The following is a 26,458-nucleotide window of genomic DNA, read 5'->3' as shown; positions in this document are numbered from 1 at the left end:
AAGGTACCGCCAAAAGTTAATAACTACTTTTTAGGTAAAATAAATACGGATTGTACTCCTATAGTATACCACATAAATAGTAATGAAATAAAAAGCAAACAAAGAGCTTAAGAAAATATATAGACTGATGTATGTCATTGGTTTTAGCAATAAGCAGCATTACTTTTGAAACATCATTAAATTTAGAGAAGATGCTTATTAAAACGTTTAGTACCATTAGTATCCACGATATTAGTCAGGTTGGTGGAAAAAATGCATCACTAGGAGAAATGTACAACCAATTGACGACTAAAGGTGTTCGTATTCCTAATGGTTTTGCAACTACTTCATTTGCTTTTTGGAGTTTTCTCAAAGAAAATAAGATACAAGAAGCATTAGAAAACATCATTAATGGCTTAGATAAAAAACAGTATCAAAATTTAACATTGATCGGAGAACGTGCGAGACACTTAATTCTTAAAAGCGAATTCTCAACAGAATTTAATAAGGCTATTACCGATGCCTATAAAAACTTGTGTGGAGACACGAACGTAGCTGTTGCCGTAAGGAGTAGTGCCACTGCAGAAGATCTTCCTGATGCAAGTTTTGCAGGTCAACATGATACCTATTTGAACATAGAAGGAAAAGAGGCTGTCTTAGGGGCTGTAAAAAAATGCTTTGCCTCACTCTATACCAATCGTGCTATTAAATACCGAGAAGATAAGGGTTTTAAACATGAAGATATTGCCTTATCAGTTGGTGTGCAATTAATGGTACGTTCAGATAAAGGGTGTTCTGGTGTTGGTTTTACTATAGAACCAGAATCGGGTTTTGAAAATGTTATTTTACTATCTGGGGTGTGGGGTTTAGGAGAAAATATAGTGCAAGGAACTGTAAATCCTGATGAATTTTATATTTTTAAGCCAAGCCTAAAAACCAACCACTACCCTATTCTACAAAAAAAGTTAGCTGATAAAAAATTAACCATGATTTACGGTGGCAAAGAAGATAAAATGACCACAATAAATATTGACACTCCCATTGAAAAACAAAATCAGTTTGTATTGAATGATGAAGAAGTTAAAGTTTTATCAACATGGGCATTACTTATTGAAGAACATTACGACAAACCCATGGATATTGAGTGGGCAAAAGATGGAATTTCTAATGAACTCTTTATTACTCAAGCTCGCCCAGAAACGGTGCACCACAGTAAAAATAAAAATATACATATTGAGTATAAAGTAGTAGAAAAAGGAAAGAGCTTGTCACAAGGCAATGCCATAGGTTCTAAAATAAAGGTTGGTCAAGTTGTTTTATTGAGCAGTCCAAAAGAAGCTAAAGATTTAACTACAGACACGGTAATTGTCACTGATACTATTACTCCCGATTGGGATCCATTACTAAAACAAGTTGGAGGTATTATCACGAATAAGGGCGGTAGAACCAGTCATGCTGCAATTGTAGCTCGCGAATTAGGAGTTCCTGCCATTGTAGGCTGCGGTAATGCTACGGCGGTACTAAAAAACGGCCAAACAATTACCATGTCATGCGCAGAAGGAAAAACTGGGTATATTTATGAGGGTAAACTAGCGTACCAAGAAAAACAAATTAATTTTTCAGGGATTCGAATGCCACGTACTGAAGTTAAATTGATTCTTGCTGATCCTGAAAATGCATTTCAACTTTCGTTTTATCCGAATAATGGTGTTGGATTATTACGTATGGAGTTTATTATTACACATCTAGTACAAATTCACCCTATGGCACTAGTTAATTTTGAAGGCATCAAAGATGATGCTGTCAAAAACAGAATAGAAAAAATCACTAAAAATTATAGCAACAAAAAAACATACTTCATTGATAAATTATCCGAAGGAATTGCAACAATAGCCGCTGCCTTTTATCCAAAAGAAGTTATTGTAAGACTTAGCGATTTTAAAACAAATGAATATGCAAACCTAATTGGAGGCCTAAATTTTGAACCTCATGAAGAAAACCCTATGCTTGGTTTTAGAGGTGCTTCCAGATACTATAATGACTTGTATAAAGCAGGCTTTGCCTTAGAATGTGCTGCCATAAAAAAGGTGCGCGAAACCATGGGACTCTCAAATCTTAAAGTAATGGTGCCTTTTTGTAGAACACTATCAGAAGGTGAAAAAGTACTTTCTGTCATGGAAGAAAATGGACTAAAACGAGGTGAAAATGGTCTTGAAATCTATACCATGATTGAAATTCCAAGTAATGTTATATTAGCCAAAGAATTTGCTAAACTATTTGATGGCTTTTCTATTGGCTCTAATGACCTTACCCAATTAACATTAGGAATTGACAGAGATTCTGAGCTTATGGGTGAATTATTCGATGAGAATGATGAAGCGGCTAAAAAAATGATTTCATTAGCTATAAAATCTGCACATGAAACTAAAACAAATATAGGTTTATGCGGTCAGGCGCCAAGCGATTTTCCTGAGTTTGCAAAATTTTTAGTTCAGGAAGGTATTAATAGCATTTCTTTTAATCCAGATGCATTATTACAGGGGATTGAAAATGTAACAAATGCAGAAGATAGCTTGGTAGCATTTGGCTCAGCATCGAGTAGTAATTAGTAGCATTTTAGATGTACTAATAAAAACCATTAAGCCTCAAAATATTTTTAATCTTAAATAAATAAAAATGAATACAAAAACAATATCAAATTCAAACTTACACTTTGAACATGAGCTTTGGAAACTAGAACTTTTATTTTGGAAAGATGAGCTAAAGTTTTTCAATAATCGATTAAGTGAACTTGTCACTAGATACACCAAAAAAGAAATGCTGATACAGTTAGAACATTTTCAAAATGAGTTTATACTTCACGGTGGTGTTATAGAAGATATGTTAGAAACGATAGCTGTGCATGAAATAAGAATAACTGGACAATTAAAGTCAGGTGCAGATGCTTTAGATATAACACTAGTTAAAAAACACTTAGATTTTAGAGACAAAATAGAAGTACAAAGAGCTATTTATGCCGATCTCAAAAAAGATTTTTTTAAATTTTTGACCAAGTATATGTAGTAGGTTTAAAAAAGATAACCGTACTATTAAATTAGAATAGACTAAATTACTTTTAATTAAATTAACTTGAAATATCCCTACTGCCGAGATAATTTCATTTGCATTCATTAGTACAAGGCCGCAGGCAAGTTTAGAAAGTTTACAATCTTGTATTATTTCTTGGTTCATGGCGCTAAATATTGGTAGAAAATGTTGTTCTTTAGCTTCCCCAGAAGATTCAGCTGCCATAATGGCTTTTGATTCGGCATTAGTAATTTGCCGAGACAGTTAGCCCTTTTCTAAAAAATCACTTGCCAAATAAGGCATACGCAAGAAATAATAATAATCCAAAAAATTAGCTATACTATCTGATTTTCTATCAACGATTTTAAAAATAGTAAGTTTCATATTTACGTATAAAAAAACCAAATAATTATCTTAAATAGCTATTTTGTGGTAAAGACTTTTTAGACATGTACTGCTAGACTTAAAGTTTCTTAACATAAGCAAAAACCATTTTTTTAAAAGTTTTAAAGTCCTGATTAAAAACCTCCATTTTTTCCTTTAGCTCTTTATGCTGTCCTCTATAATTTTCATCTGATAAGCCCTTTTCACCTTTCACTAACCTTGAGAGAAATTTTTCGTGTTCTATAATATCTTTAGACATAAAATTAAAAAGGTGATGATGTACCCTTTCTAGATTTTTTAGAAGACTTGTATATTCTGATTCCTGGCGTTCTTTTTTGGTTAAAATAGTATTGAAGAATTTAGTTTCATCTTGCCAAAAGGCTATATTCTCCTGCCACTCTTTACTTTCTTGATGCAAAACATCTAGCCCTGCACCTAAAAGAAATTCTTTTTTTGGATCTGTAATTTTTGTTTTCATTTGATTTTTAGATTTTATTTTGTGCTCAAAGCTGAAAATTAAAACTCAGTTTTGAAATGATTCAAATCATTTCAAAACATTTACTATAGCCTTAATTTAGAGCAATAAATTAAATTATCGTATAATCTTAAAAATTAAAAATCATGACAGACAACAGTGGAAATGTTTTATTGGCATTATTAACCGGAGCTGCACTTGGTGCGGGGATAGGAATATTATATGCCCCAGATAAGGGCAGTGAAACGCGGCATAAAATTAAACGTAAAGTAGAAGATGCAAGCCACGACCTTAGCGAACGTATAAGCCATGCTAAAGACGAACTTACAAAAACAGCCAACGAGAAAAAAGACATCTTTGACCGAAAATTAGATGAAGCCATTTCTACGATGAGCTATAAGGCCGATGATATTATTGAAACTTTAGAACGTAAACTAGAGGATTTAAAAAAGAAAAACGCACAATTTCAAAAGTAGAATTTTTATGGCTTTAGAAAACACAAAAAAAGATCTTATAGAGGCTGAGGCCGCTATAAGATCTTATTTAGCACAAAGTGAAGAATATATTAAGCTTAGGGTGTTTAAGATTTTGACACGGTTTTTTACAGCGGGTTTACAATCTATTTTAATGGGTTTAGCACTAGTAATTTCTTTGCTTTTTTTATCGTTTGGGATCTCGTTGGCTCTAGGTGAAGCACTAGATAGCTATTCACTAGGGTTTATAGTCGTTGGTGGTTTTTACGGTATGGTGACCATACTTATTTATATCGTTAAAAAACGCATAAATAAGCCTGTGATTAAAAAATTATCTGCCCTTTATTTCGATGAATTATGAATAAACACTACCATTCTTTTGAAGAAATTGATGAAAGACTTCATATTTTAAAAATCCATAGAGAAATTGAAATGGAAAGCTTAAGGTTGATCTACAACCAAACAAAATTAAAACTACAGCCTTCACACGTAGTTCAAAATTTAAGTGGCAATATTCAACAAATGGTGTTAACGCTTGTTTTAAAAAAAATGAAAATGCTATTTCAAAGAATAAAAAGGGAAAATTAATTTCTTTTTTTACTTTTTATCCGCGCTCAGCGATTTTATGCAATTTATCAATGGTTAAAATAATAATTCGGCGACTGCGATCTGTCGTTATGATACCTTCATCTTTAAAATCAGATAGCGTTCTAATGGCGGTTTCCGTAGCTGTCCCAATCATACCAGCAAAATCTTCCCTCGGTATTGCCATTCCAGTGTCTGGTACGTTTGTTATAAGACCCTTATTGTGTAATTCAATAAGAGCCTTTGCTGCTCTCTTGCGCACTGAGGCAAAAGCCATATCTAACAATTGTGTTTGTACTTCTATTAAATTATTGGATATTAAATTGATGAATTTTTGAGAAACTATATTATTTTCAAAAAGTAATTTAATAAAATCGCCTTTTGGAATTGCCGCCACCTGTGCATCTTCTAAAACAGTAGCATTTTCTACATAACATCCTAAAGTATTCAATAATGAAAGTTGTCCAATAAAATCTCCTGAACTATAAATTCCAGTGACTAATTCTTTTCCTTCTGAAGTGTTTTTATATGTTTTTACAGCCCCTTTCTCTATAAAATACAAAGAATGCGCATTATCGCCTTCCCAGAAAATAATATCTTTTTTTTCATAATGTTTTAGCGTATGCCCTAGAGTTAAGCTTTCCATATTTATGTAGGCCGATGCTTCATCTAAAAATGAATTAAGTCCTTCTAAATTTTTGGAAATTTTTTTTTTTAAAAATTCATTCTTAGTTAAACGACTCGAAATGGCTTCTAATAATTCATGTTCTTCGAAAGGTTTGGTTAAGTAATCATCTGCACCTAAGTTCATACCCATTCGAACATCAGCTCTATTTGTTTTTGCTGTAAGAAAAATGAAAGGTATGCTGGCCGTACTAGTGTTTTTGGCTAAAGCTTTTAATACCTCGTAGCCATCAAGCTCTGGCATCATAATATCGCACACTACGATATCTGGTTTAAATTGTATTGATTTTGCTATTCCTATTTTACCATTTTCAGCAGTCATTACCTCGTAGTTTGCGAATTCTAAAATGTCTGCGGTATTTTCACGTACATCAACATTATCTTCAATTAATAGTATTTTTTTCATAACGATACATTTAAGATTTAACCATTTTTAAAGGTAATTTTACTTTAAAAGAAGTGCCTTTTCCCAATTCACTGGTAAAACTTACCATTCCATCCATTAATTCAACATAATGTTTTACAATATGCAGGCCTAGTCCAGTACCTTGGATATTTGTGGCGTTTGTTGCTCGAAAAAAACGCTCAAAAAGCTTCTCCTGTTCTTCTATAGGAATACCAATTCCTTTATCACTAATGGTCAACGTTACATGTGTTGTAGTTGCTGAAATTTCTAAAAGTATTTTTTGATTTTCTTTGGAATACTTGGTGGCATTGGAGAGTAAATTTATAAGTACATGACTTATTAATTTAGGGTCGAGATCTACATATACCTTGGGTTCTTCCGTTAGCAATACTATTTTTTGCCCATCTTTCTTGGTTGTTTTCATTTCTTCCATAACTAATTTCGAAAACTCAATTAATTCAAAATGCTGAGAAACAGGAATAATTTTACCTTCTTCTAGTCTACTTAATGATAGAAAATCGTTTAAAATTATCACTAAATTTTTTACATTATTGCGAATCCGAAATACATGTTTTAACCTGCGCTCCTCATTCCCTGCTTCATTTTGTTTACCAATTAAAATTGCTGAAGACAAAATAGCGCTCAACGGTGTTCTGAACTCATGAGAAGCCATAGAAATAAAACGTGATTTTAATTCGTTTAATTCTTGTTCAATTTTTAAAGATGCCTCTAAATTTTGTTGTATTTTTTTTTGTTCCGTGACATTATTATACACAAATAAAGCCCATACTATTTTTCTATGATCACCAAAAAGTGGTGTTGAGTTCACGGTATAGCTCTGCCCTTGAAAATCTACTTCGGAAGAAATTGCTGCACCATCTAATGTTTTTTTGATATCTTCTTTTAATTTCAATTTTTGTTTATCCGAAAAAAAAGATATTTGATCTAGCTTCTCTCCTTCGATATCGGACTTTTTTAAGGCAATCCGATCTAATTCTTCCCCTTCTACATAAACCAATTCAAACTTTGTATTAAATACAATAATAACACCATTAGGAAAGTTTTGAGCTATCGCTGTAAACATAGCTTGACTTGTTCTTATTTTTTCTTCTGCAACTTTTGTAGAGACCATCTGATCTTTCAAATCTTGATTGGTTGCTACTAACTTTTCTACTGTTGCTTTCAGTTCTGTGGTGCGCCCTTCTATTGTTTCCTCTAATTTTTCAGTGTAACGCTCTAATTTTTTTCTGTTTTCAATAATTTCGGTTACATCATTTTGAACTCCAATAAAATGTGTCAGTTTTTTTTCCTCATTAAATAAAGGAGTAATACTCACTTCATTCCAAAAAAGCGTTCCATTTTTTCTATAATTTCGAAGTACAACCCTACATGATTCTTGATTTTTAATGGCTTTAACCATAGTCCTAATCGCTACTTGATCTCGATCATCATTCTGTAAAAAGGCACAGTTAATTCCTATGACTTCTTCATAAGAATACCCCGTTAATTCAGTGAAAGATTTATTACAATATATGATAGGTAATATAGGGTCTTGCGCATCAACAATAACAATACCGTTTCCGGCCACTTCTAGTGCTCTATTTCTGGTATCTAATACATTTTGAATTGCTTTTGATTTGGTAATATCTCTTAAAACCACCAAAACCTTATCCTTTTCAAAAGGTACAATACGAGCTTCAAAGTCAACTTTTCTATTTAAAATAGGAATGGCAACTTCAATAATTTCCATTTTTTTTATACGTATAACCTGCTGAAGTGTTTTTAGAATATGTTTACATTCAAGGTCACCAGAAATAAAATCACTTATTTTTTTACCTTTTATTTGCCGGATAGGGTAAGGAAATTGAAAATTATTGGAAGATTGTATCTCTAAAAACGTACCTTCTCTATCTTGTATAACTATTATATCTGGTAGTGCTTGGAGAATAGCTCTGTTTTTTTCTTCACTAACTTCTAATTCATGCGCCAATAAAAGATTTTCAGTACCATCAGTTACAAATACAATTACCAGCTCTTTACCATTTACGATTGTTGGGTGTAAATTAATCAGTAGCGACAAGTGAGAACCGCCTTTTTTAAGTCCTAACAATTTAAACTTCCCAAAAGATTTTCTTTTAAGGGCATCAGCATACTTTTTTTGTAGCTCAGACTGGGCGCCACCTAAAGCTATAGGAATTAGCATTTCTAATTTTAGAGTAACTAAATCCTCAGAAGGATATTCAAAAAGTGTTGCTATTGCCTGGTTTGCATGTAGAATGGAGCCAAAATCATCTACCACAAGAATTCCTTGTGAAGATGATTCAAAAATACTTCGATATAATTCTTGATTTATTAATTGAGCTGCCATGTGATACTACGGTGTATGTACCAAATATAAGTTAGTTAAATAGGTATAAATATGATATTCATCATCCCTATGGCTAACTATTAAAGTTTTTATAGGATAAATAAACTCTTTTAAATTACTTTATATGATACTTATCATAGTACATACTTTTAATAAAAATTATTTTCGCAACAGCATAAAAAACCTATTCAAAAATGACTGTTGGTTTAGTACTTTCTGGCGGTGGTACCCGTGGAATTGCACATATAGGTGTACTAAAAGCCTTAGAAGAATATAATATCTGCCCAAGCTATATTGCAGGTACTAGTGCAGGTGCTATCGTGGGTGCTCTTTATGCAGGAGGTTGTACATGGCAAGAAATATTAGACTTTTTTAAAAGTACGCAGATTTTTAGTGTCACAAAGTACGCAAAGAATAAACCAGGATTTATTGATACGGAAAAATTCTATGATCAATTCAACACCTATCTACCCCATGATAATTTTAATTCTTTACAAAAAAAGCTTTATATAACTGCTACTAATTTACTTGATGGCACTTTAAAAGTATTTAGCACTGGTGAACTTATTAAACCTATTTTGGCTTCTTCGGCAGTACCTGGAATATTTGCACCTATTAAAATTGAAAATGGCTACTATACCGACGGTGGCACACTAAATAATTTTCCTGTAGATCTTATAAAAATGTATTGTGATCAGGTCATTGGGGTTTATGTAAATCCTTTTGAAAATGTAAAAATTGGAGATTTAAAGCATGCCCATAATGTTATGGAGCGTGTATTCCATATCATGATATCTCACGAAACATTTAAAAAATTTCAAGATTGTGATGTACTTATACGTCCTGACGAAATGATGAACTTTGGAATGTTTTCTCTAAAAAATATAGATACCATTTTTAATCTTGGCTATAGGTCAGCAAAAAAAGCATTAGCCAATAATACTCACCTTGTAAAAACACCATTATTAGAAGCTGAGTTCGAGGCAATGAATGGTTTTGCCACTTAGATTCAACTATATACTAGTTTTTGATTTTCCTATACATAGGCTTATATATTTAATAATTTGTGCAGCAAAAATTGCCCCTAAGGCAAATAATAATGTTAAAACTATCTCACTAAATTTTAATGGTTCTAAACCCAGTGCTTTGGCAATAGGTATAATAAAATAAGCAGAAAAAGTAAAAACAAGTGATACGATTAATGCTCCCCAAATCCATAAATTAGTAGTCACTTCATTTTTAGAAAATAACAGTTTTTGTTTAGGAATATTAAAAACATTCAGTAATTGTGCAAAAACCAAAGTAAAGAATGCCATATTGTTTATTTTTTTCGATGGTAAGCCTAATACCATATCACTATAAATTACCATCCCTAAAACTGCACTTGTAATACAAATTCCGTATAAAACTGTAAAAAACCAATCATCTTTAGTCATTATTGCCTCTTTTGGGTTTCTGGCCGGCTCTTTCATAATATTTTTTGATCCTTTGCCTAAACCCAATGCTAATGCCGGAAATGTATCAGTTACTAAATTGAGAAATAAAATTTGAAGGGGTAATAATGGAGAAGGTAAATTGAGTAGGGCAGCCATTCCAACAGAAAGTATTTCTGCAAAATTACAGGATATTAGAAATACCACAAATTGACGGATGTTCTGAAAAACCACTCGACCCTGATGTATAGCTAATTCTATAGCGGTAAAAGTATCGTTCTTTAGAATAACATCAGCTGCTTCTCTTGCCGCTCCAGTTCCGCGAATTCCCATGGCTATTCCTATATCAGCTTTTCTAAGTGCTGGTACATCATTAATGCCATCACCAATCATACCTACTATGTAATTATTCTTTTGATAAAAACTAACGAGTGCCAATTTTTGTTCTGGTGTAACACGAGCAAAGACCGATGCTTTTAATAGTTTGTCATTATCGTTTAGGCCAAAATTTTCAATTCCATGAAGCGCTTTTCCATGAATAACAGCATCATTTAGGGATGTTGGCTGTAATAATCCTATTTCTTCTGCAATTTTTTTTGAAGTTGCAGGATGATCTCCAGTCATCATTACCACCTTAATACCTGCATTTTTATAAACATTAATTGTCGCCTTAACATCTTTTCGAGCAGGATCAATAAATCCTATTATTCCTAAAAAAGTGAGACCATAAAGTATATTATCTATAGTAGGTGCATCCACTACTTCTTTATATGCAAACGCCAACGTTCGCATACCTTGAGAAGCTAGTTCCTCAACTTTATTTTCCCAAATTTGGGTGTCATCAAATACCTTTATTTTGCCTTCTTCTAAAATTGTATCACAATGATTAATTAAACTTTCGAAAGCTCCTTTAGAAAAAACAGCAAAACTTTTATCTTTATAATGAGCAGTAGCCATTAATTTGCGATTAGCATCGAAGGGTAATTCTAACATTTCAGGATATAATTTTCTAAACGACTCTATTTGATATCCTATTTGTTTAGCATATTTGAGTAATGCAACCTCTATAGCATCTCCATGAATTTCTTGAAAATCATATTTTACATTGTTACATAAAACACCTGCCAAAAGCAGCATTTCAAAAGTTTTTGTATATTTCGACTTTTCAAATTGTAAATCATTTTGAAAAGTTTTATTTAAATCAAAGTTATCCGCAGAAATAACCGAATGAACTTCCATAAGGTCTTCGGTAAGTGTACCTGTTTTATCTGTACATATTATGTTAGTAGCTCCAAGAGTCTCTACAGCTTCCAATTTTTTAATAATGACTTGTCTTTTTGACAGTCGTAACATTCCTTGAGATAAGGCAATGGTCGAAACAATTAGGAGCCCTTCTGGAATTGCTGCAACCGCCAAAGCAACGCCAGTTTCAATCATAAATAATAAATTTTTACCTTGTAAATAACCTGTTATTACAATTAACAATACCATAACCAAAGTAAACCAAACAAGCCGTTTGCTTAAATTATTGAGTTTTTTCTCAAGTGGTGTGATTTGTTGAAGAGCATCTATACCCATTTGCTGTATATTCCCTAATTGAGAATATTTACCTGTAGCGGTAACAATAGCCTTGGCAAATCCAGTAATAATCATAGTACCCTTAAACACCATATTTGATTGATGAGTTATTGGAGTATTATCAGGTAAGACGCCTGTTTTTTTGAATATAGGTAAGCTCTCACCTGTTAAAGCAGATTCTTTAACAGAAAGATTGTCTACTTCAAACAAACGAGCATCCGCAGAGATAATATCACCACTTTCCAAAAGCATTAAATCTCCCACAACCAATTCAGAAGCTTTTACAATAATTATTTTTCCAGAACGTTTTACCTTTGCCGTCGCTTGCCCCATTTTTCTTAAAGTCTCCAAAGACCTGATTGCTTGAAACTCCATAAAAAAACCAATGGCTATTGAAATTAATACTGCAACTAGAATAGCAATACCCTCTAACCAATTAAGAAAAATAAAAGACAAAAAGGCTGCTATAATTAATATCCAAATAATAGGATCTATGAATTGGTCTAAAAGAATCTTTGCTCTTTTTTTAGGACGATGTTCTGGCACTTGGTTTTCACCATAAACATGCAAATACTTTTCTGCATTTTCAATAGTCAATCCGTTTTCAAGTGAACTCTTTAATTGCTCAACAACAGCAAAAATTTGAATAGAAAATGCATTTTTAATCATTTTAAAAAAATCTAATATTTATATATTGAACAACACAAAAAATAGTGATACAAAAAAAGAACCCTCAAACAAAACCATTTTACATTTTAGTAATTTGATTGTTAAAAGAGGGTTATTCCGAAATTTAAAATCGAAATTTTAAATTTCTAAGCAATCTGAACCTTTTTAGGCGGTATTTTTTTTACTTCTTCTTTCTTTGTTAAATTAAAACTCAAAATTCCATCTTTATAAGCGGCTTTAATAGCTTCTTGCTTAACAGTTTCTGGCAATTGTAAAGAGCGTTCAAAAGATTGGTAACTAAACTCGCGTCTAGTAAAGTTCTTATCTGATTCTTCATCCGATGCTGATTTTTCTGCTTTAATGTTCAAGCAACCATCATCGATGGTAACTTCAAAATCTTTTTTCGCGAATCCAGGAGCTGCTAATTCTATTTCAAAACGATCGTCTGTTTCTTTAATATTTAAGGCTGGTTCTCCTCGTTTTCCATTCCAAAAACGTTCGGGTAACATATCTCTTACCCATCCACGATTATCGAAAAAATCATCCATATCAAAAAAATCTTGAGTTACTAAATTACCAAATGGTTTTCTTTTAAATTTTACTAGTGACATAATGTTCTATTTTAAGGATTAAACTTATTTATTTACGTATCAAAAGTACTCTCTAGCAGGCTGTTACAAAATGATTTAGATCAGTGATAATATTCTTATTTACGTATAATCTACATAGTCTTAAAATAAATAATTTTTAAGAAGTTCTTTATGGCTTCTTCTTTTTTGTAGTAAACCAATATCCTATTCCAACAGAAAAGTAAAATACACTTTCCAAGTCTTCCGCTATTATAGCATCTGTAGTTGTTATCGTTGCCGGAGTTTGTGGTAATGCCAATACAGGAGTGAAAGAAAATATATAAGATTTGTAGTAGTATTGTATTGGCAAACTTAGTTCTAGGTTCAAAATTTTAAATTTTGATGCTTCCTTAACTTCAATATTTGTTGCTACTGTGGTAGGTTCAGAAGCTCCAGAAGCCTGCCCTTTACCCTTTCTATTTCCAAGTCTACTGGTACTGTAGTATTCTTGATAAAAATTTTGAGACCCAGCATAAAGGATCGCAGAAGGATTAATTAAAAAAGAATTATCCTTGGAATAAAAGGTGCGATCAAGCATAAATCCTCCAAAAATATCAGCGGAGCTACCATTATTAAAATAGGTACTTACAAAAAGCGATGCCTGAATTACTTTGAGATCATAGCTTAAAAACCCAGAAATATCTCCGATAATCTCCGACTTTACATTGTAACTATCTTCATTAAAAAAGTAAGTGGTTCCTGAAATACCGCCTCGCCAATTTTTATCTTCAAAATTATAGCCTAAACTTCCTAAAAATAAATCTATTCGATTTTCGGAAGCATTAGTCAAATAAGATGCCGAAACGTCCACATAAAAACCCGATTTATCATAGTACCCAATAGAAGGGAAAATATAAGGTGCTGCAATAGAATCAAGCCTTCCCATAAATACTGCATCATTAATAAAACTAATATCTGTTAGAAGATAAGATTCATTTTTTGAGGTGATTTCTTCTGTTGAATTTTTATTGTTCTGTGCTATTAGATGAATCTGTGTTATTAAAAAAAACAACAAAACAATTCTAAATTTTAGTTTCATAATTTAACGTATTAATAGCTTTAAGAAAGAAGCAGATTCTGTCCAATTATTCAAACTACACAACCTGCTTCCTGTACTTTTATTCTGTACCTTTTTTCTTTTTTTGCACCATTGGCTTTGTTTTTACTTTATTCTTCATTATGTTTTTTTTAGCCATTATTTTTCTATGCTGGTAGGTATTTTTAAACATGGCACCATCCATATTAATACATTCCCCTTCTTGAAGTTTCAATTGTTTTCTTTGCTCATCTTGGTAACTTCCATCCGGATTTACTACAATGCCATCACCAAGGTTAAGTTGCTGTTGAAGTCTATTTTGTTCCTGATTTCTAATTTGAAAGGCTTCTCCATCTATTACCATTATTTGAAATCTGTTTTGATTACGCTCCTGAATTTGTGCCTCGCTTAAACCTTTATTTTCTTGTTGAACCTTGAACCGGTATTGATATTCATTTCTATACTTTATACCATCATTGTCTAAACACTCCCCATCTTTCAATTGCAATCTGTCTCGATCTCTGGTCATATAAGAACCATCTGCATATACCATTGTCCCATCTTTTAAGGTAATTGGGTCTTGCAAACGAATTTGGTCACGATCACGTATTTGAAGTACATCACCATCAACCAACATTAGGCGGTCTTGGTCTCTATCGCGAACTTGATCTTTATCTTGAGAAAACAAAGCACTAGTTCCTATGGCTATAAATGCTGTTAAAAAAAGTAATTTTTTCATTTTTTTATATTTTGAATTAATAATAGGGTAAATGTATTGAGGTACAGTGTTATACAAAATGACTTGAATCAGTACAATCCCATAAATAATCAAGATTTGAATATTTTTTGAGTTATTTACTTGATGTAGCTGAAGTCTAAAAAATTGGAAAAAAAAAGGGAGCAACTTTTTAAAAGCTACTCCCGTTAAAATTAATAAACGTTCTTTAACCTACTTTAAAGAGATAATAAAATCAACCATCAGTATTTTTATACCTTAGCCTTTTTAATTCATAAACAATAATGGAGTATTATATAAGGTTTAGTATACATTGTCACACAACAGTATAGAATTCAATAAAATAAACTATACATCGGCCAGTAAGCTAATTATCTTATCAAAGATAAATTAGGACTAAACGTTTATGCTATTTTGTGCCTTTAAAATCATAAACTCACTTACATTGTACATATCTATTGCACCTATAAGTTTTCCGTTTTTAGTAACGGGGTAAAATTTATTTTTTTCTTTGCCAAAAAGCTGTAAAATCGTACTTATTTCAACCGACGATTCAATGGCTTCAACATCTTTCTTCATGATGTTTTTTAAGTGCATATTTGGCGTTTTTACATTTTTGATAATATCTTTTTGGCTAACAATACCTACTACATTACCATTTTCTGCAACTACAAAATCTCTCTCAGTACCTGCAAGAATAAGGTCAATAACTTCTTGAACGCTATTTTCTGGGTTTAAAATAGTGATTGCAGTTAAGGTAGCTTCTTTTACAGTATGCCCTTTTAATAACGATTCTTGTTGTACCATTTGGTTCTCCCCATAGGCAGCAAAAAAAATGAAGAAGGCGATTAATATTAAAAAAGGATTTAAAAAAAAGCCCAGTATAAAAAATACAAAGGCCATGGCTTGACCAATACCTGAGGCTATTTGCGTTGCCTCTACTCTTCCTAATTTATAAGTTAACAAAGCTCTAAGCACTCGACCACCATCCATAGGAAATGCAGGGACAAGATTAAATAATACGAGCAGTATATTTACAATGAAAAGATAGAATAAAAAATTTTGAAATGAAGTGGAATAGAGAATTTCATCAACAAATACTGCTTCAAAATTAAAGTAACTTTTTATTGGAATTAGTAAAGCTATTACTATAGCTATAATAAGGTTAACGGCCGGACCTGCTAGTGCAACCAGCAATTCTTGACCAGGTTTTTCTGGCATTTTTTCTAAAGTAGCCACCCCACCTATAGGCAATAATATTATTTTTTCTGTTTTAATATTAAAACGTCTTGCCATTAATGCATGCCCAAGTTCATGTAAAATTACACAAGCCATCAATACCAATATAAATCCTTGATTTATAAGTACTCTATTGATATCTCCACTATTTTGAAATTCTATGTACCCAGCCCAAATAAGTAATAATGCAAATGTCCAATGTACTTTAAGTTGCACACCTACAACTTTTCCTAAGTCTAAAAAACCTTTCATATTGTAAATTTTAATGAAAGATATTTTTAATTCTTAGATATAAAAATGATTTTGGTCATAGTATAAAGCTCAGTTTGGGGGTAAATTTGTTTTTTGACCTTAGATAAACAGCATCAGAATGAAAAATATAGTGACGCTCACCGTTAATCCAGCTATTGATAAAAGCACAACTGTTACTTGCATTAAACCTAATAGTAAATTAAGATGTACTACTCCTATTTTCGAGGCAGGTGGTGGCGGAATAAATATTTCTAGAGTGATTCATGAATTAAATGAAATCTCTACATGCCTTTATTTGGCTGGAGGGCCAACGGGTACACATCTTCACCAATTATTAGAGGCTGAAAATATTTCACAACAAATGATACCCATTCTTGGCTGGACAAGAGAAAATCTCGCTGTAACAGATACGACAACGCATCAACAATTTCGTTTTGGAATGCCTGGCCCTGATGTTTCTGAAGAAGAATGTACAAAAGTATTAAAACACCTAGAGCTTATTTTATCAGAAGGTGATTATCTGGTTGCTAGTGGAAGTCTTTCTCCTAAAATGTCTGTGGACTTTTTTGCAAAAGTGGCTACTATTGCTAAAAGTAAAAAAGTAAAATTTATTCTAGATTCTTCTGGAGAGCCTTTAGTTTATGGTGCCAAAGCAGGAGTGTTCTTGTTAAAGCCGAATTTGGGGGAGCTAAGCAGATTATGTGGCGTAGACGCTATACACTTTTCAGAAATAGAAACACTTGCCCAAAATTTTTTGAGAAATAACCCTTGTGAGGTTATGGTGGTATCCCTTGGACCTCAGGGCGCAGTTATGGTTACTAAAAATACGGTAGACTATATTGCAGCTCCTATTGTTTTACAACAAAGTACAATTGGCGCTGGAGATAGCATGGTTGCTGGAATGATTCTAGGCTTAGCGCAAGGAAAATCTTTAGTTGAAATGGCTAAATACGGTGTAGCCTGCGGTACAGCAGCAACGATGACTCCTGGGACTCAACTATGCAGAAAAAAAGATGTTGATGCTCTTTATAAATGGATCACTGAGAATTCTAAAGAAAATACTAAGATTAATATTAATACCTAAAAAAAATGGACTATTATTTTAAAACCCTATTAGAGAATATCAGCTTTGATGAAGCTATCGAAAAAACTAAAGATGCCCTACAAAAGGAAGGTTTTGGAGTACTTACAGAAATTGATATGAAAGCTACCTTCAAAAAAAAGCTAAGTGTTGATCTTCAAAACTATAAAATTATAGGAGCTTGTAATCCTAGCTTTGCGTATCAAGCCATCTTGAAAGAAGATAAAATTGGCACCATGCTTCCATGTAATGTGATAGTTCAAGAAAAAGAAAAGGGTGTGATTGAAGTGGCAGCAGTAAACCCAGTTGCCTCCATGCAGGCCATAAAGAATCAGGCTTTACAAGAGATTTCAGAAGAAGTACAAAATAAATTAGAAAAAGTTATTCAGAGTCTTTAAGTTTAATTTATAATAAGTTATTTAAGGATTAACAATAGGCCCCTATATTAAATGAGCATTCCACCATCTACCACATGAGTTTGACCTGTAATAAACTTACTTTCGTTTGAAGCCAGAAATAATGCCATTTCAGCAATTTCTCTTGATGCTACATAACGTCCAAACGGAACCGTTGCCTCAAAACTTTTAAGTACTTGTTCTGGATTTTCTGGAGACATATCTTTTTCTATTCGGCGCATCATCTCATTATTAACTGGTCCTGGATGTATGGTGTTTACTCGTATTTTTTTGGGAGCATATTCCAAAGCTGCTACACGCATAAGACCTACTACTGCATGCTTTGTAGCCACATAAGCACCCAAATTTGTAAAACCTTTTAATCCTGCTACAGAAGAGGTAATCATAACACTACTACCCTGCTCCATTTTCGGAATTACATGCTTACAACCCAGCCAGACTCCTTTAAGGTTTACGGCAATAACCTTATCAAATATAGCATCAGGATATTCAGCGATAGGCTTTGTAGTACCTTCTATGCCCGCATTAGCAAATAAAATATCAATTTTGCCATACACATCTAAAGTTTTTGCTATGTACTTTTCGGTATCTTTAATTTTGGATACGTCCGCAACACAAAAAGAAAGATTTTTGTGATTTAATTCATGACTCGCCTTTTCAAGATTTTCTTTATCAACATCAACGAGAACTACTTTGGCGCCTTCTTGTAAAAAAAGTTTTGCTGTAGCAAAGCCTATCCCTCCTGCTCCACCAGTTATTATAGCTGTTTTATCTTTTAATCGTTCCATTTTTTTATTCTTTTATACCCATATTTTTTATTTCCCATGCCTTATCATCTTTTGTATATATACCCATTAGGCCGTTCGCTAAGATTTTTGAGCCAATCCAAGGCATTTTATATCGTTTTTTAGTCATTTGAATAGCATCCCTTTTTTCAAAATATTCTATAATTTCTCCTTCAGTGTTAAAGAGCACATCAAAAAACTTAAATTCGTATACTTTTAATTTAAATTCATTTTCTCCTTTAAGTGTTTTAGTAAATAATACACCAGTGGCATAGCCATCTTTAAAAGGATATACATTTAAAAATTTGGGCTCAATAACTACATCACCGCTGGTATTAATATAACCAAATACAGGAACACCATCTTCTACATTTTTAGTAATTAAGCATCTTCCATTTTTAAAAATAGGGTATTTTATTCCTGAAATATCGGCTTTAGCTATGTCCGCATCTTTATTCCAATAGATATCATTTCTAAAATCGATGACTAAAATACCCTCTTCATTGATAAAGCCCCATTGATTTCCTTTTCGTATGGCAGCCAAACCTTCACTAAATGGTCCTATTTCGTCAATCCCTTTGATACTTTGAGCCGTTAGTGTAATTGGTAGTATCAATACTATTATCCATATAAAATTAAAATGTTTCATGTGTAGTAGTTTTAATTGATACAAAAGTAAACTCCTAAACTATTCTGTAAAATGACCTTAGTCATTCAGTGGCATTACTAATACTATGTTGACTTTCCAAGCTATATTTAAATTGAAATGACTTAGGTCATGGCAAAAGAAAATCTAATAATATAGTTTTACAACATAAAAAAAAATATGAAAATCAAATCACTTTTTATGGTATTTATCATCTTCACTTCGTGTTCATCTACACGTTTTGTTGATAGCTGGAAAAACAAAGAAATTGCTGAATTTAAGCCTGAAAAATTATTGGTCATCGGAATGACCGATAACCTGACGGCCAGAAAGATTTTTGAAGAAGATTTACAACTTGCACTTAGCCGACGAAATATTAATGCTAATGAAAGTGGCACTGTTCTGGAAGAAAGCTTTACAGAAACAAAAAAAAATGAAGCAGAAATAAACGCTATGGTTTCAAAATTGGCAAAAGAAGGTTTTGATGCTATTTTAATTACAACTGTTAAAGGGGTAGATGAACAAACAAATTATTCGCCTGGTTATTATACTATGAATAACAGATGGACACGATTTGGACGATACTATTACAGGTATCAAGATGTATATTTTACACCTAATTACTATTCTAATTTTAAAGTATATCACCTTGAAACCTCTCTATACAATATTAATCAAGCCGATAACAAATCGTTAGTATGGGTTGGTACATTTGATATTGTTAGTCCTCAGAATATGTCAGCTACCATAAAAGATTATGTTGCTCGAATTATAAAGCAAATGGAAAAAGAAAACCTTATCACTAAAAAATAGCATTTCATTCATATCAAAAATCCATGAGTTTAAATGTGCTTATGGATTTTTTATTGAACTCGCTTGATGGCATAAATTAAAACATAACATTAAAATGAATTAAGTTCTTCAGGTTTTTTGGAAGGGAATCTCTAATATCCTCCAATTCGCCAAGAGAAATGTATTTTCTTAAGTATAGAAATGTGGTATCCACATATTGTTGCGCCACCTCGTCACCATATTCAAAGTCATTAACTGCTGAAGGACCATCATGTTCTCTTACCAAATCTAGAAATTCTGCAACTTGTTTTACCTTAGGTCTTGTTTTTTTAATGCTCCATCCATTTACATAAACACCTTTCAAAAACATAGGTAATTGTGCAAGCAATTGTAAAGATTCTTCTATTGGAATAATATCGCGTAAAGCATGCATTATTGCTGTAAATATTCTTCCTGCCTTATCGGTATCCTTGCCCAAATCTAATTCTTTGGTGTACTCCTTTAAAAACGTATTTCCCTCTGTTGCATATTGATTAAAATTGAGTGCCATGATTTCTTAAATTTAATAGTGAATTATAAATTTGGTGATTTACCAATTATAATGAAATGACTTATGTCATTTTAAAAAAGAAGTGGGATTGCTATTTTCGAATATGATTTTAAAGCTAAAATAAAATGACAATAAATATTCAGTACCAAGATATGCCAACTAGTGAATCGTTGAATGAAATAGTTACACGTAACCTTAATAAACTAGCCCATAAATTTCAATTTTTAATCCGCGCTGATGTACTTTTTAAGGTGGAAAATGACCCTACAGGTAATGGAAAAATATGCGAAGTGCAATTAAGTGCTCCTGGACCCAGAATTTTTGCCAAATCTAATGAAAACAATTTTGAAAAAGCTGCCGCTGCAACACTTTCAGATCTAAATAAGCAATTGCAAAAACGTAAAGAAAAAATTAGTAAACGCAAAAAAACACTATAAAATGACTAATATACTAGTACCCTTAGATTTCTCTGAGCATGCATCAAATGCTTTACAAGTTGCAGCAGTTATTGCCCAACAACAAAATGCCACAATAACAGTGATTCATATGTTAGGTCTTTCAGAAGCTGTACTTGCGAAAAATGAAATTCAGGAACAAGAAGAAGCAAACTATTATTTAAAACAGGCCAAAAAAAGATTTAAACCTTTTTTAGATAAGCCCTACTTGAAAGGTATTAGCATAAATAAAATAGTACAGAATTACAAAAATTTTAATGAGCTAAATACGATAGCTTACGAAGAGCATTCAGATTTAATCGTCATGGGTTCACATGGCACAAGTGGTTTTAATGAATTGTTTTTTGGTTCCAATACGGAAAAAGTAGTACGTAGCGCCAATATTCCAGTGCTCATTATAAAAAACCCAAATCCGAATTTTAAGGTTGAAAAAATTCTTTTTGCTTGTAGTTTTCAAGATGATGCTATTGCTGCTTTAAAAAAAATCAAAGCCTTTGCCGAAATTTTCTCAGCGAAATTAAAATTGATCTATATCAATACCCCAGATAATTTTCTAAGCATGTTAGAAGTTCAAGAGAAAATATCCAAGTTTTTATTTAAAGCAATGGAAGCTGATCAAATGGTAGACATATACAATGATTATAGCGTAGAACAAGGACTTTTTAATTATAGTAGAAAAGAAAAAATTGATATTATGGCCATCGCAACGCATGGCAGAAAAGGAATATCAAATTTTTTAATAGGTAGTATTGGAGAGGATTTGGCAAACCATGCAGATCACCCTATACTTACTGTTACGTTGTAACTTATTTTTTAAATAATAATGCTATTTTAGCCATCACAATCAGTTCTGACTTATTTTTACCTGCATACGAAAACGCTATAGCATTCGCTGTTTGCATAATTAAGCTTTTTATGGGCTTTGTAAAAAGTTCAGGGTATTCTTTATAAAAATCACTAAATTCTTTAAAGCTGTCCTCACTATTAATTTCTTTTTCTAAGAGCCAATCAAAAACAGTCTCAATTTGGTAGGCCGCGTCTGAATGAAAGCTGTCTTCAATGCGATCAACATGTATCCATTCTTGACGCACAATTTCTTTAAGTTTATTTAACTCTTTGACATGGGCAGTTCCATCAGCCATAGCTACTGCATAAAAAAGTTTTCCTAAGTTTTGGTAGATTTCAATACCTATTTTTTTTGAATTTAACATGTTGTATATTTATCGTTGGTAAGATTTAAAAATAAAACTACGACCTTTCATTTTCTATGATATAAATCAGTTGTAAAGTTTTAACTTTGAGATATGCAGGTTTTCCAAAAAAATAGTAATATTTTTAACATACTCTCCGAGGGAGTTTCTGAAGGTATTATCGTTGTAAATACAGACCAAATCATTGTAGCAACCAATTCTTCGGCAGAACAAATGTTTGGCTATCTAAAAGATGAACTTTTGGGTAAACCTTTGGCTATACTTATCCCTCAGAAATACCATAAAAACCATGGGCACCATGTAACTAGCTTTATTGACAAAAGCGAAAAGCGCCAAATGGGTCATGGCAAAGATTTATATGGCATAAAAAAAGATGGAAAGGAATTTCCTGTTGAAGCCGGCCTAAACCCATTTGAATTGTACGGGGCTACCTATGTCATGGCCCTAGTTATTGATATTACCAAGAGAAAACGCAAACAAAAAGAATTAAGCCATTGGGCAACCATATTTGAAGAATCTTTAAATGAAATTTATGTTTTCAATCAAAAGTCTTTATTATTTGTAAATGTGAACAAGGAGGCGCAACGTAATTTAGGCTATTCGTTAGAAGAGCTTAAGTTAATGACTCCTATTGACATAAAACCTTTGATGAACCTTAAACAATTCAATAAAATAATTCATCCATTAATTACGGGTGAAGTCAAGATAACCTTTGAAACAGTGCACCAACGCAAAAATGGATCTACCTATCCAGTGGAAGTACATCTGCAAAAATCAAGCAACGGCGATAGTAAAGTCTATGTAGCTATTATTCTTGATATTACCGAACGTAAAAATTATACAGAAAAATTAGAGAAAACTGTAAAAGAACGAACCAAGCAACTTTCAGAAGCACTTGATAAAGAAAAAGAGCTTAACGAATTAAAAACACGTTTTTTATCTTTAGTTTCTCATGAATTTAAAACGCCTTTAAGTAGTATCCTTACCTCCGTAACTTTACTCTCAAAATACACCGCAACGGAACAACAAGAGAAAAGAGAAAAGCACGTAAACACCATAAAAAATAAGGTTCGCCATCTAGATACTATCCTTACTGATTTTCTTTCTATCGAGCGACTAGATTCTGGAAAGGTAAATTATAACATACAAGAATTTCCACTAAGTAAACTTATAAACGAGGTTATCTACAGTGCAAATATGTTACTTAAAACGGGTCAAAAAATAGCTTATCCACAAGAAATTGATGAAATTATAATACTTTTTGATGAAAAAACATTAGAACTTGTACTTTCTAATTTAGTGCACAACGCTATTAAATATTCTCCTGAAAATACAACTATAAAAATTGTAGTTAAGCTACAAATTAACAACTTAGTTATAAGTGTAATAGACCACGGTATTGGTATTTCATCGAAAGATCAAATGTATGTTTTTGATCGTTATTTTAGAGCAGAAAATGCACTTTTAATTCAGGGTACAGGTATCGGTTTAAATATTTGCAAACAACATTTAGAAAATTTAGGAGCCTCTATTCATTTTATGAGTACAGAAAACAGTGGGTCTACCTTTACCATAAACATACCGCAATAATCCAAAAAATAGAAAAAATGAAAAAAATTTTACTAATTGAGGATGACAGAGCACTACGCGAGAATACTAAAGAATTACTAGAACTCTCGGACTATGCCATAATAACTGCTCCAAATGGAAAAGTCGGGATTAAGCTTGCAAAAGAAGAGCTTCCTGATATCATTATTTGTGATATTATGATGCCCGAAGTTGATGGCTATGGCGTAATAGAAAATTTATCTGCTGATAAAAAAACCAAACATATTCCGTTTATATTCTTATCTGCAAAAACAGAGCATAAAGAAATAAGAAAAGGAATGGATATGGGAGCAGATGATTACCTGACCAAACCTTTTGAAGAAGAAGATTTAATAAGTGCTATTGAAAGTCGTTTAGCCAAAGCTGTACTTTTAAAACGCATGGAACAGGAAAGATACGAAAAACCAGAACCATCAAAAGATACTAAACTAAGTTTACAGGAGCTTAAGAATTTTTTTGATGATAATGGAGAAATTATTCATTTTCGCCAAGGAAAAGTAATTTATAAAGAAGGCTCAAACTCTAACATGATTTACTTAATTTTAGAAGGTCTTGTAAAATGCCATACGATTGATGAAGATGGTAAAGAACTGATTACCTCTTTACACGAAGCCAATAACTTTTTAGGATTCACTTCTTTTTTAAATAATATACCCTATAACGAATCTGCAACATGTATTGAGGTTACAAAACTAGTTGGAGTTTCAAAAGAAAAGTTAAAACAAATTTTAGAAAACAATCATACAATTTCTTTAGAATTGATAGAGTTATTTTCAAATGACATAACAGAAATAAAAGCACAACTCTTACAGATGGCCTATAGTTCAGTGCGCAAAAAAACAGCGCAAACCTTACTGCAATTTGCGGAGATTATGAATAAAAAAACCGAAGACACCATAAAAATATCACGAACAGATCTTGCAAGTGTGGCAGGTATTGCCACAGAAACTCTAATCCGTACACTTTCGGTGTTCAAAAAGGAAGGGTTAATCACTATAGAAGGAAGGAATATTAAAATAAAAGAGCTCAAAGCACTTGAATATGTATGTTAGCAACAAAAAATGATGTAATTACAAATTTTATGACAAATATCATGGTTACATCATTCTTAACCACCTACTTTCGTACGGTAGTTATACCAAATGAAGAATATACTTATCCCTACAGATTTTTCGAATAATGCCTGGCGTGCTCTTCAATATGCAGTAACATTTTTCGATAATATTCCTTGCCATTTTTACATTTTGCATGTTGGTACATTATACGAGTCAGGTGTGCAACATAATTCATTTTTAACATTTCAAGAAAATAACAAACTTCTAATTAAAGAAAAAATCGCTGATTTAGAGGCTCAAATAAAAGCACTAAAAATAAATAACAACCATACATTTAGCATCACAGAAACGTATGGCAATCTTATTCATAGTATTAGAAAAACAATTGACAAGAAAAATATTGATTTAATTGTAATGGGCACTAAAGGTGCCTCAGGACTAAAAAAAGTAATTGGAAGTAACACTGGCGATGTGATCACTAAAGTAGCCACTAATGTTTTGGTAATTCCAGAAAAAACAAACTTCATCAGTGTAAAAAACATTGCTTTACTTACAGATTACACCATTTTTTATTCCCACGCTATTCTAGAAGAAATAGCAGAAGTGCTACATACCAACCAAGCTAAATTAAAAGTTCTGAATTTCGCTGCCATTAAAAAAAGTACAACACCATTTCAAGAACAAAATAGAGTCTACTTAAAAGATTACCTAAATGAACTTTTTACAGCATCGCATAGTTTTGAAACTATGCCAAACAAAAAAGTAGCCACTGTGGTGGAAGAGTTTACGGCTACTAGAAAAATAGAAATGCTGATGATGACCGCCAAGAATCTCAATTTTTTAGAACAACTTTTATTTGACTCCGCAGCAGAACAGTTGAGTTTTCATACCAAATTACCACTCTTTGTACTTCACGAGTAATTCTTATCATTAGTTGGTGTTACATGACTAAGGTCATAGTTTTTATATGCGAGTGCTTTTATTTTTATATTCTTATTCTAAAATAGAAAGCTATGAGAACCGTTTTAATCCCTACCGACTTTTCTACCAATGCACTGCATGCTATTCAGTATGCAATACAATTATACAAATGTGAAGAGACAAACTTTTATTTTCTTCATGCCTTCGCTGATGAAGTTTATGGCCCCTTTAAAAAACCGAATGGCGATTCATTTAAAGAACAAAAAGAAACTGTACAAAAGAATTCGGAATACGTATTAAAAGAGCTCGTTGAAAAAATTACCCTAAAAGAACATAACCCAAAACACACCTACAAAGCAATAGCCGTTTTTGAATCTTTAGTCGATGCTGTAAATGATTTTGCAGACGAACAAAATATAGACTTAGTAGTTATGGGTACCAAAGGAGCAACTGCTGATAAAAAAATCACTTTCGGTAGCCATACAGTACAGGTATTTAAATATGTGAAATGCCCTGTACTAGCCATCCCAGAGAATTATGAATATCGACAACCAAAAAAAATACTATTCCCTACAGATTATATGATACCCTATAAACGTAGAGAATTAAAATTATTAAACACCCTTGCTGCCTTATTCAAATCACAACTATATTGTCTTCATATTTCTGATTTTGAGGATTTAAGTTATCGACAGATAGACAATAAAAGATTTTTACAAGAATCATTATCTAAAGCTTATTTATCTTTTGAGAGATCCCCTGTAAAAAATAAAGCTGAAGCTATCTTAGAATTTATAGGCACAAATGAAATAGATTTATTGGTTATGGTTAATTCTAGACACTCATTTTTAGAAGATATGTTATACCGATCTACCGTTGATGAAATTGGCCTGCATTTAAAGCTACCCTTTTTAGTATTACAAAATTTATCTCGATAAACTTTAAA

At 32.3% G+C, this 26,458-nt stretch carries 27 protein-coding genes; 15 read left to right on the top strand and 12 right to left on the bottom strand.

Annotated elements, in window-relative coordinates:
- Positions 1-131: 131 nt before the first annotated feature.
- Positions 132-2,588, top strand: coding sequence for a phosphoenolpyruvate synthase (ppsA, locus tag GQ45_RS01980; RefSeq protein ID WP_231555140.1), 2,457 nt, complete (start codon positions 132-134; stop codon positions 2,586-2,588).
- A gap of 67 nt (positions 2,589-2,655) precedes the next feature.
- Entirely contained in the window at positions 2,656-3,042 is a 387-nt protein-coding gene (locus GQ45_RS01975; RefSeq protein WP_047414665.1) for a hypothetical protein, read from the top strand.
- A gap of 466 nt (positions 3,043-3,508) precedes the next feature.
- Here GQ45_RS01975 and GQ45_RS01970 read toward each other — a convergent pair whose 3' ends face one another.
- Positions 3,509-3,907 (bottom strand): hypothetical protein, encoded by a 399-nt coding sequence (locus tag GQ45_RS01970; protein WP_047414659.1) that lies wholly within the window; start codon positions 3,905-3,907, stop codon positions 3,509-3,511.
- 143 nt (positions 3,908-4,050) lie between these two features.
- On the opposite strand from GQ45_RS01970, the gene GQ45_RS01965 reads away from it, so the two are divergent.
- From GQ45_RS01965 to GQ45_RS01955, 3 genes are read left to right on the top strand one after another with little or no spacing between them, the layout of a single operon-like run.
- Positions 4,051-4,380 carry a YtxH domain-containing protein gene (locus tag GQ45_RS01965; protein ID WP_047414658.1) on the top strand — a complete coding sequence of 110 codons (330 nt, stop codon included), beginning with the start codon at positions 4,051-4,053 and terminating at the stop codon, positions 4,378-4,380.
- Positions 4,381-4,387: 7 nt separating this feature from the next.
- Positions 4,388-4,738 carry a hypothetical protein gene (locus GQ45_RS01960; RefSeq protein WP_047414657.1) on the top strand — a complete coding sequence of 117 codons (351 nt, stop codon included), beginning with the start codon at positions 4,388-4,390 and terminating at the stop codon, positions 4,736-4,738.
- Complete coding sequence (locus GQ45_RS01955; protein ID WP_047414656.1) at positions 4,735-4,965, top strand: DUF6327 family protein; 231 nt, start codon at positions 4,735-4,737, stop codon at positions 4,963-4,965. Before GQ45_RS01960 ends, GQ45_RS01955 begins: the two co-directional genes overlap by 4 nt.
- A 16-nt stretch (positions 4,966-4,981) precedes the next feature.
- On the opposite strand, the gene GQ45_RS01950 is transcribed toward GQ45_RS01955, so the two are convergent.
- Together GQ45_RS01950 and GQ45_RS17460 are read right to left on the bottom strand one after the other, a co-directional pair.
- Entirely contained in the window at positions 4,982-6,052 is a 1,071-nt protein-coding gene (locus GQ45_RS01950; protein WP_047414654.1) for a response regulator, read from the bottom strand.
- Between the two features lie 10 nt (positions 6,053-6,062).
- A complete protein-coding gene (locus GQ45_RS17460) occupies positions 6,063-8,420 on the bottom strand; it encodes a PAS domain-containing sensor histidine kinase (RefSeq protein WP_052188097.1) in 2,358 nt (785 codons plus the stop codon).
- A 194-nt stretch (positions 8,421-8,614) separates the two neighbouring features.
- Here GQ45_RS17460 and GQ45_RS01940 point away from each other — a divergent pair, with 194 nt between their 5' ends.
- Positions 8,615-9,427: a patatin-like phospholipase family protein gene (locus GQ45_RS01940; protein WP_047414652.1), complete on the top strand. Its 813-nt coding sequence runs from the start codon at positions 8,615-8,617 to the stop codon at positions 9,425-9,427.
- Positions 9,428-9,433: 6 nt separating this feature from the next.
- On the opposite strand, the gene GQ45_RS01935 is transcribed toward GQ45_RS01940, so the two are convergent.
- The 5 genes from GQ45_RS01935 to GQ45_RS01915 form a co-directional block, all read right to left on the bottom strand.
- The gene (locus GQ45_RS01935) at positions 9,434-12,100 is read right to left on the bottom strand and encodes a cation-transporting P-type ATPase (RefSeq protein WP_047414651.1); all 2,667 of its coding nucleotides are present in this window, start codon (positions 12,098-12,100) and stop codon (positions 9,434-9,436) included.
- Positions 12,101-12,246: 146 nt separating this feature from the next.
- Positions 12,247-12,711 (bottom strand): Hsp20/alpha crystallin family protein, encoded by a 465-nt coding sequence (locus tag GQ45_RS01930; RefSeq protein ID WP_047414649.1) that lies wholly within the window; start codon positions 12,709-12,711, stop codon positions 12,247-12,249.
- 148 nt (positions 12,712-12,859) lie between these two features.
- Positions 12,860-13,768, bottom strand: coding sequence for a hypothetical protein (locus GQ45_RS01925; RefSeq protein ID WP_047414648.1), 909 nt, complete (start codon positions 13,766-13,768; stop codon positions 12,860-12,862).
- Between the two features lie 79 nt (positions 13,769-13,847).
- The gene (locus tag GQ45_RS01920; protein ID WP_047419913.1) at positions 13,848-14,504 is read right to left on the bottom strand and encodes a DUF6799 domain-containing protein; all 657 of its coding nucleotides are present in this window, start codon (positions 14,502-14,504) and stop codon (positions 13,848-13,850) included.
- A 393-nt stretch (positions 14,505-14,897) separates the two neighbouring features.
- Entirely contained in the window at positions 14,898-15,992 is a 1,095-nt protein-coding gene (locus tag GQ45_RS01915; RefSeq protein WP_047414647.1) for a site-2 protease family protein, read from the bottom strand.
- Positions 15,993-16,110: 118 nt separating this feature from the next.
- Here GQ45_RS01915 and GQ45_RS01910 point away from each other — a divergent pair, with 118 nt between their 5' ends.
- Together GQ45_RS01910 and GQ45_RS01905 are read left to right on the top strand one after the other, a co-directional pair.
- Positions 16,111-17,076, top strand: a complete 966-nt coding sequence (locus tag GQ45_RS01910) for a 1-phosphofructokinase family hexose kinase (protein ID WP_047414646.1) — start codon at positions 16,111-16,113, stop codon at positions 17,074-17,076.
- A gap of 5 nt (positions 17,077-17,081) precedes the next feature.
- Entirely contained in the window at positions 17,082-17,471 is a 390-nt protein-coding gene (locus GQ45_RS01905; protein WP_047414645.1) for a DUF302 domain-containing protein, read from the top strand.
- Positions 17,472-17,518: 47 nt separating this feature from the next.
- On the opposite strand, the gene GQ45_RS01900 is transcribed toward GQ45_RS01905, so the two are convergent.
- The gene (locus tag GQ45_RS01900; protein ID WP_047414643.1) at positions 17,519-18,277 is read right to left on the bottom strand and encodes an SDR family NAD(P)-dependent oxidoreductase; all 759 of its coding nucleotides are present in this window, start codon (positions 18,275-18,277) and stop codon (positions 17,519-17,521) included.
- Between the two features lie 4 nt (positions 18,278-18,281).
- Entirely contained in the window at positions 18,282-18,923 is a 642-nt protein-coding gene (locus GQ45_RS01895; RefSeq protein WP_047414642.1) for a WG repeat-containing protein, read from the bottom strand.
- Positions 18,924-19,100: 177 nt separating this feature from the next.
- Between GQ45_RS01895 and GQ45_RS01890 the strand changes: the two genes are divergently transcribed.
- Positions 19,101-19,733: a hypothetical protein gene (locus GQ45_RS01890; protein ID WP_047414641.1), complete on the top strand. Its 633-nt coding sequence runs from the start codon at positions 19,101-19,103 to the stop codon at positions 19,731-19,733.
- A gap of 76 nt (positions 19,734-19,809) precedes the next feature.
- On the opposite strand, the gene GQ45_RS01885 is transcribed toward GQ45_RS01890, so the two are convergent.
- A complete protein-coding gene (locus GQ45_RS01885; protein WP_047414640.1) occupies positions 19,810-20,262 on the bottom strand; it encodes a DUF2267 domain-containing protein in 453 nt (150 codons plus the stop codon).
- A 125-nt stretch (positions 20,263-20,387) separates the two neighbouring features.
- Between GQ45_RS01885 and hpf the strand changes: the two genes are divergently transcribed.
- Positions 20,388-20,699, top strand: coding sequence for a ribosome hibernation-promoting factor, HPF/YfiA family (gene hpf, locus GQ45_RS01880; protein ID WP_047414636.1), 312 nt, complete (start codon positions 20,388-20,390; stop codon positions 20,697-20,699).
- Position 20,700: 1 nt separating this feature from the next.
- Positions 20,701-21,522, top strand: a complete 822-nt coding sequence (locus GQ45_RS01875) for a universal stress protein (RefSeq protein ID WP_047414635.1) — start codon at positions 20,701-20,703, stop codon at positions 21,520-21,522.
- A 1-nt stretch (position 21,523) separates the two neighbouring features.
- Here the strand turns inward: GQ45_RS01875 and GQ45_RS01870 are convergent, their stop codons facing one another.
- Entirely contained in the window at positions 21,524-21,928 is a 405-nt protein-coding gene (locus GQ45_RS01870; RefSeq protein WP_047414634.1) for a hypothetical protein, read from the bottom strand.
- 93 nt (positions 21,929-22,021) lie between these two features.
- Here GQ45_RS01870 and GQ45_RS01865 point away from each other — a divergent pair, with 93 nt between their 5' ends.
- From GQ45_RS01865 to GQ45_RS01850, 4 genes are all read left to right on the top strand, one after another.
- Positions 22,022-23,518, top strand: a complete 1,497-nt coding sequence (locus tag GQ45_RS01865) for a PAS domain-containing sensor histidine kinase (RefSeq protein ID WP_047414633.1) — start codon at positions 22,022-22,024, stop codon at positions 23,516-23,518.
- A 17-nt stretch (positions 23,519-23,535) separates the two neighbouring features.
- Complete coding sequence (locus GQ45_RS01860; protein WP_047414632.1) at positions 23,536-24,588, top strand: response regulator; 1,053 nt, start codon at positions 23,536-23,538, stop codon at positions 24,586-24,588.
- A gap of 90 nt (positions 24,589-24,678) precedes the next feature.
- Positions 24,679-25,512, top strand: coding sequence for a universal stress protein (locus GQ45_RS01855; RefSeq protein ID WP_047414631.1), 834 nt, complete (start codon positions 24,679-24,681; stop codon positions 25,510-25,512).
- Positions 25,513-25,604: 92 nt separating this feature from the next.
- Positions 25,605-26,450, top strand: a complete 846-nt coding sequence (locus tag GQ45_RS01850) for a universal stress protein (RefSeq protein ID WP_047414630.1) — start codon at positions 25,605-25,607, stop codon at positions 26,448-26,450.
- The last annotated feature ends 8 nt before the right edge of the window (positions 26,451-26,458 follow it).

This window comes from Cellulophaga sp. Hel_I_12 (genome assembly GCF_000799565.1).
Lineage (GTDB): Bacteria > Bacteroidota > Bacteroidia > Flavobacteriales > Flavobacteriaceae > Cellulophaga.
Note: the sequence above shows the minus strand (reverse complement) of the source record. Positions and strands in the feature narration are given on the sequence as shown.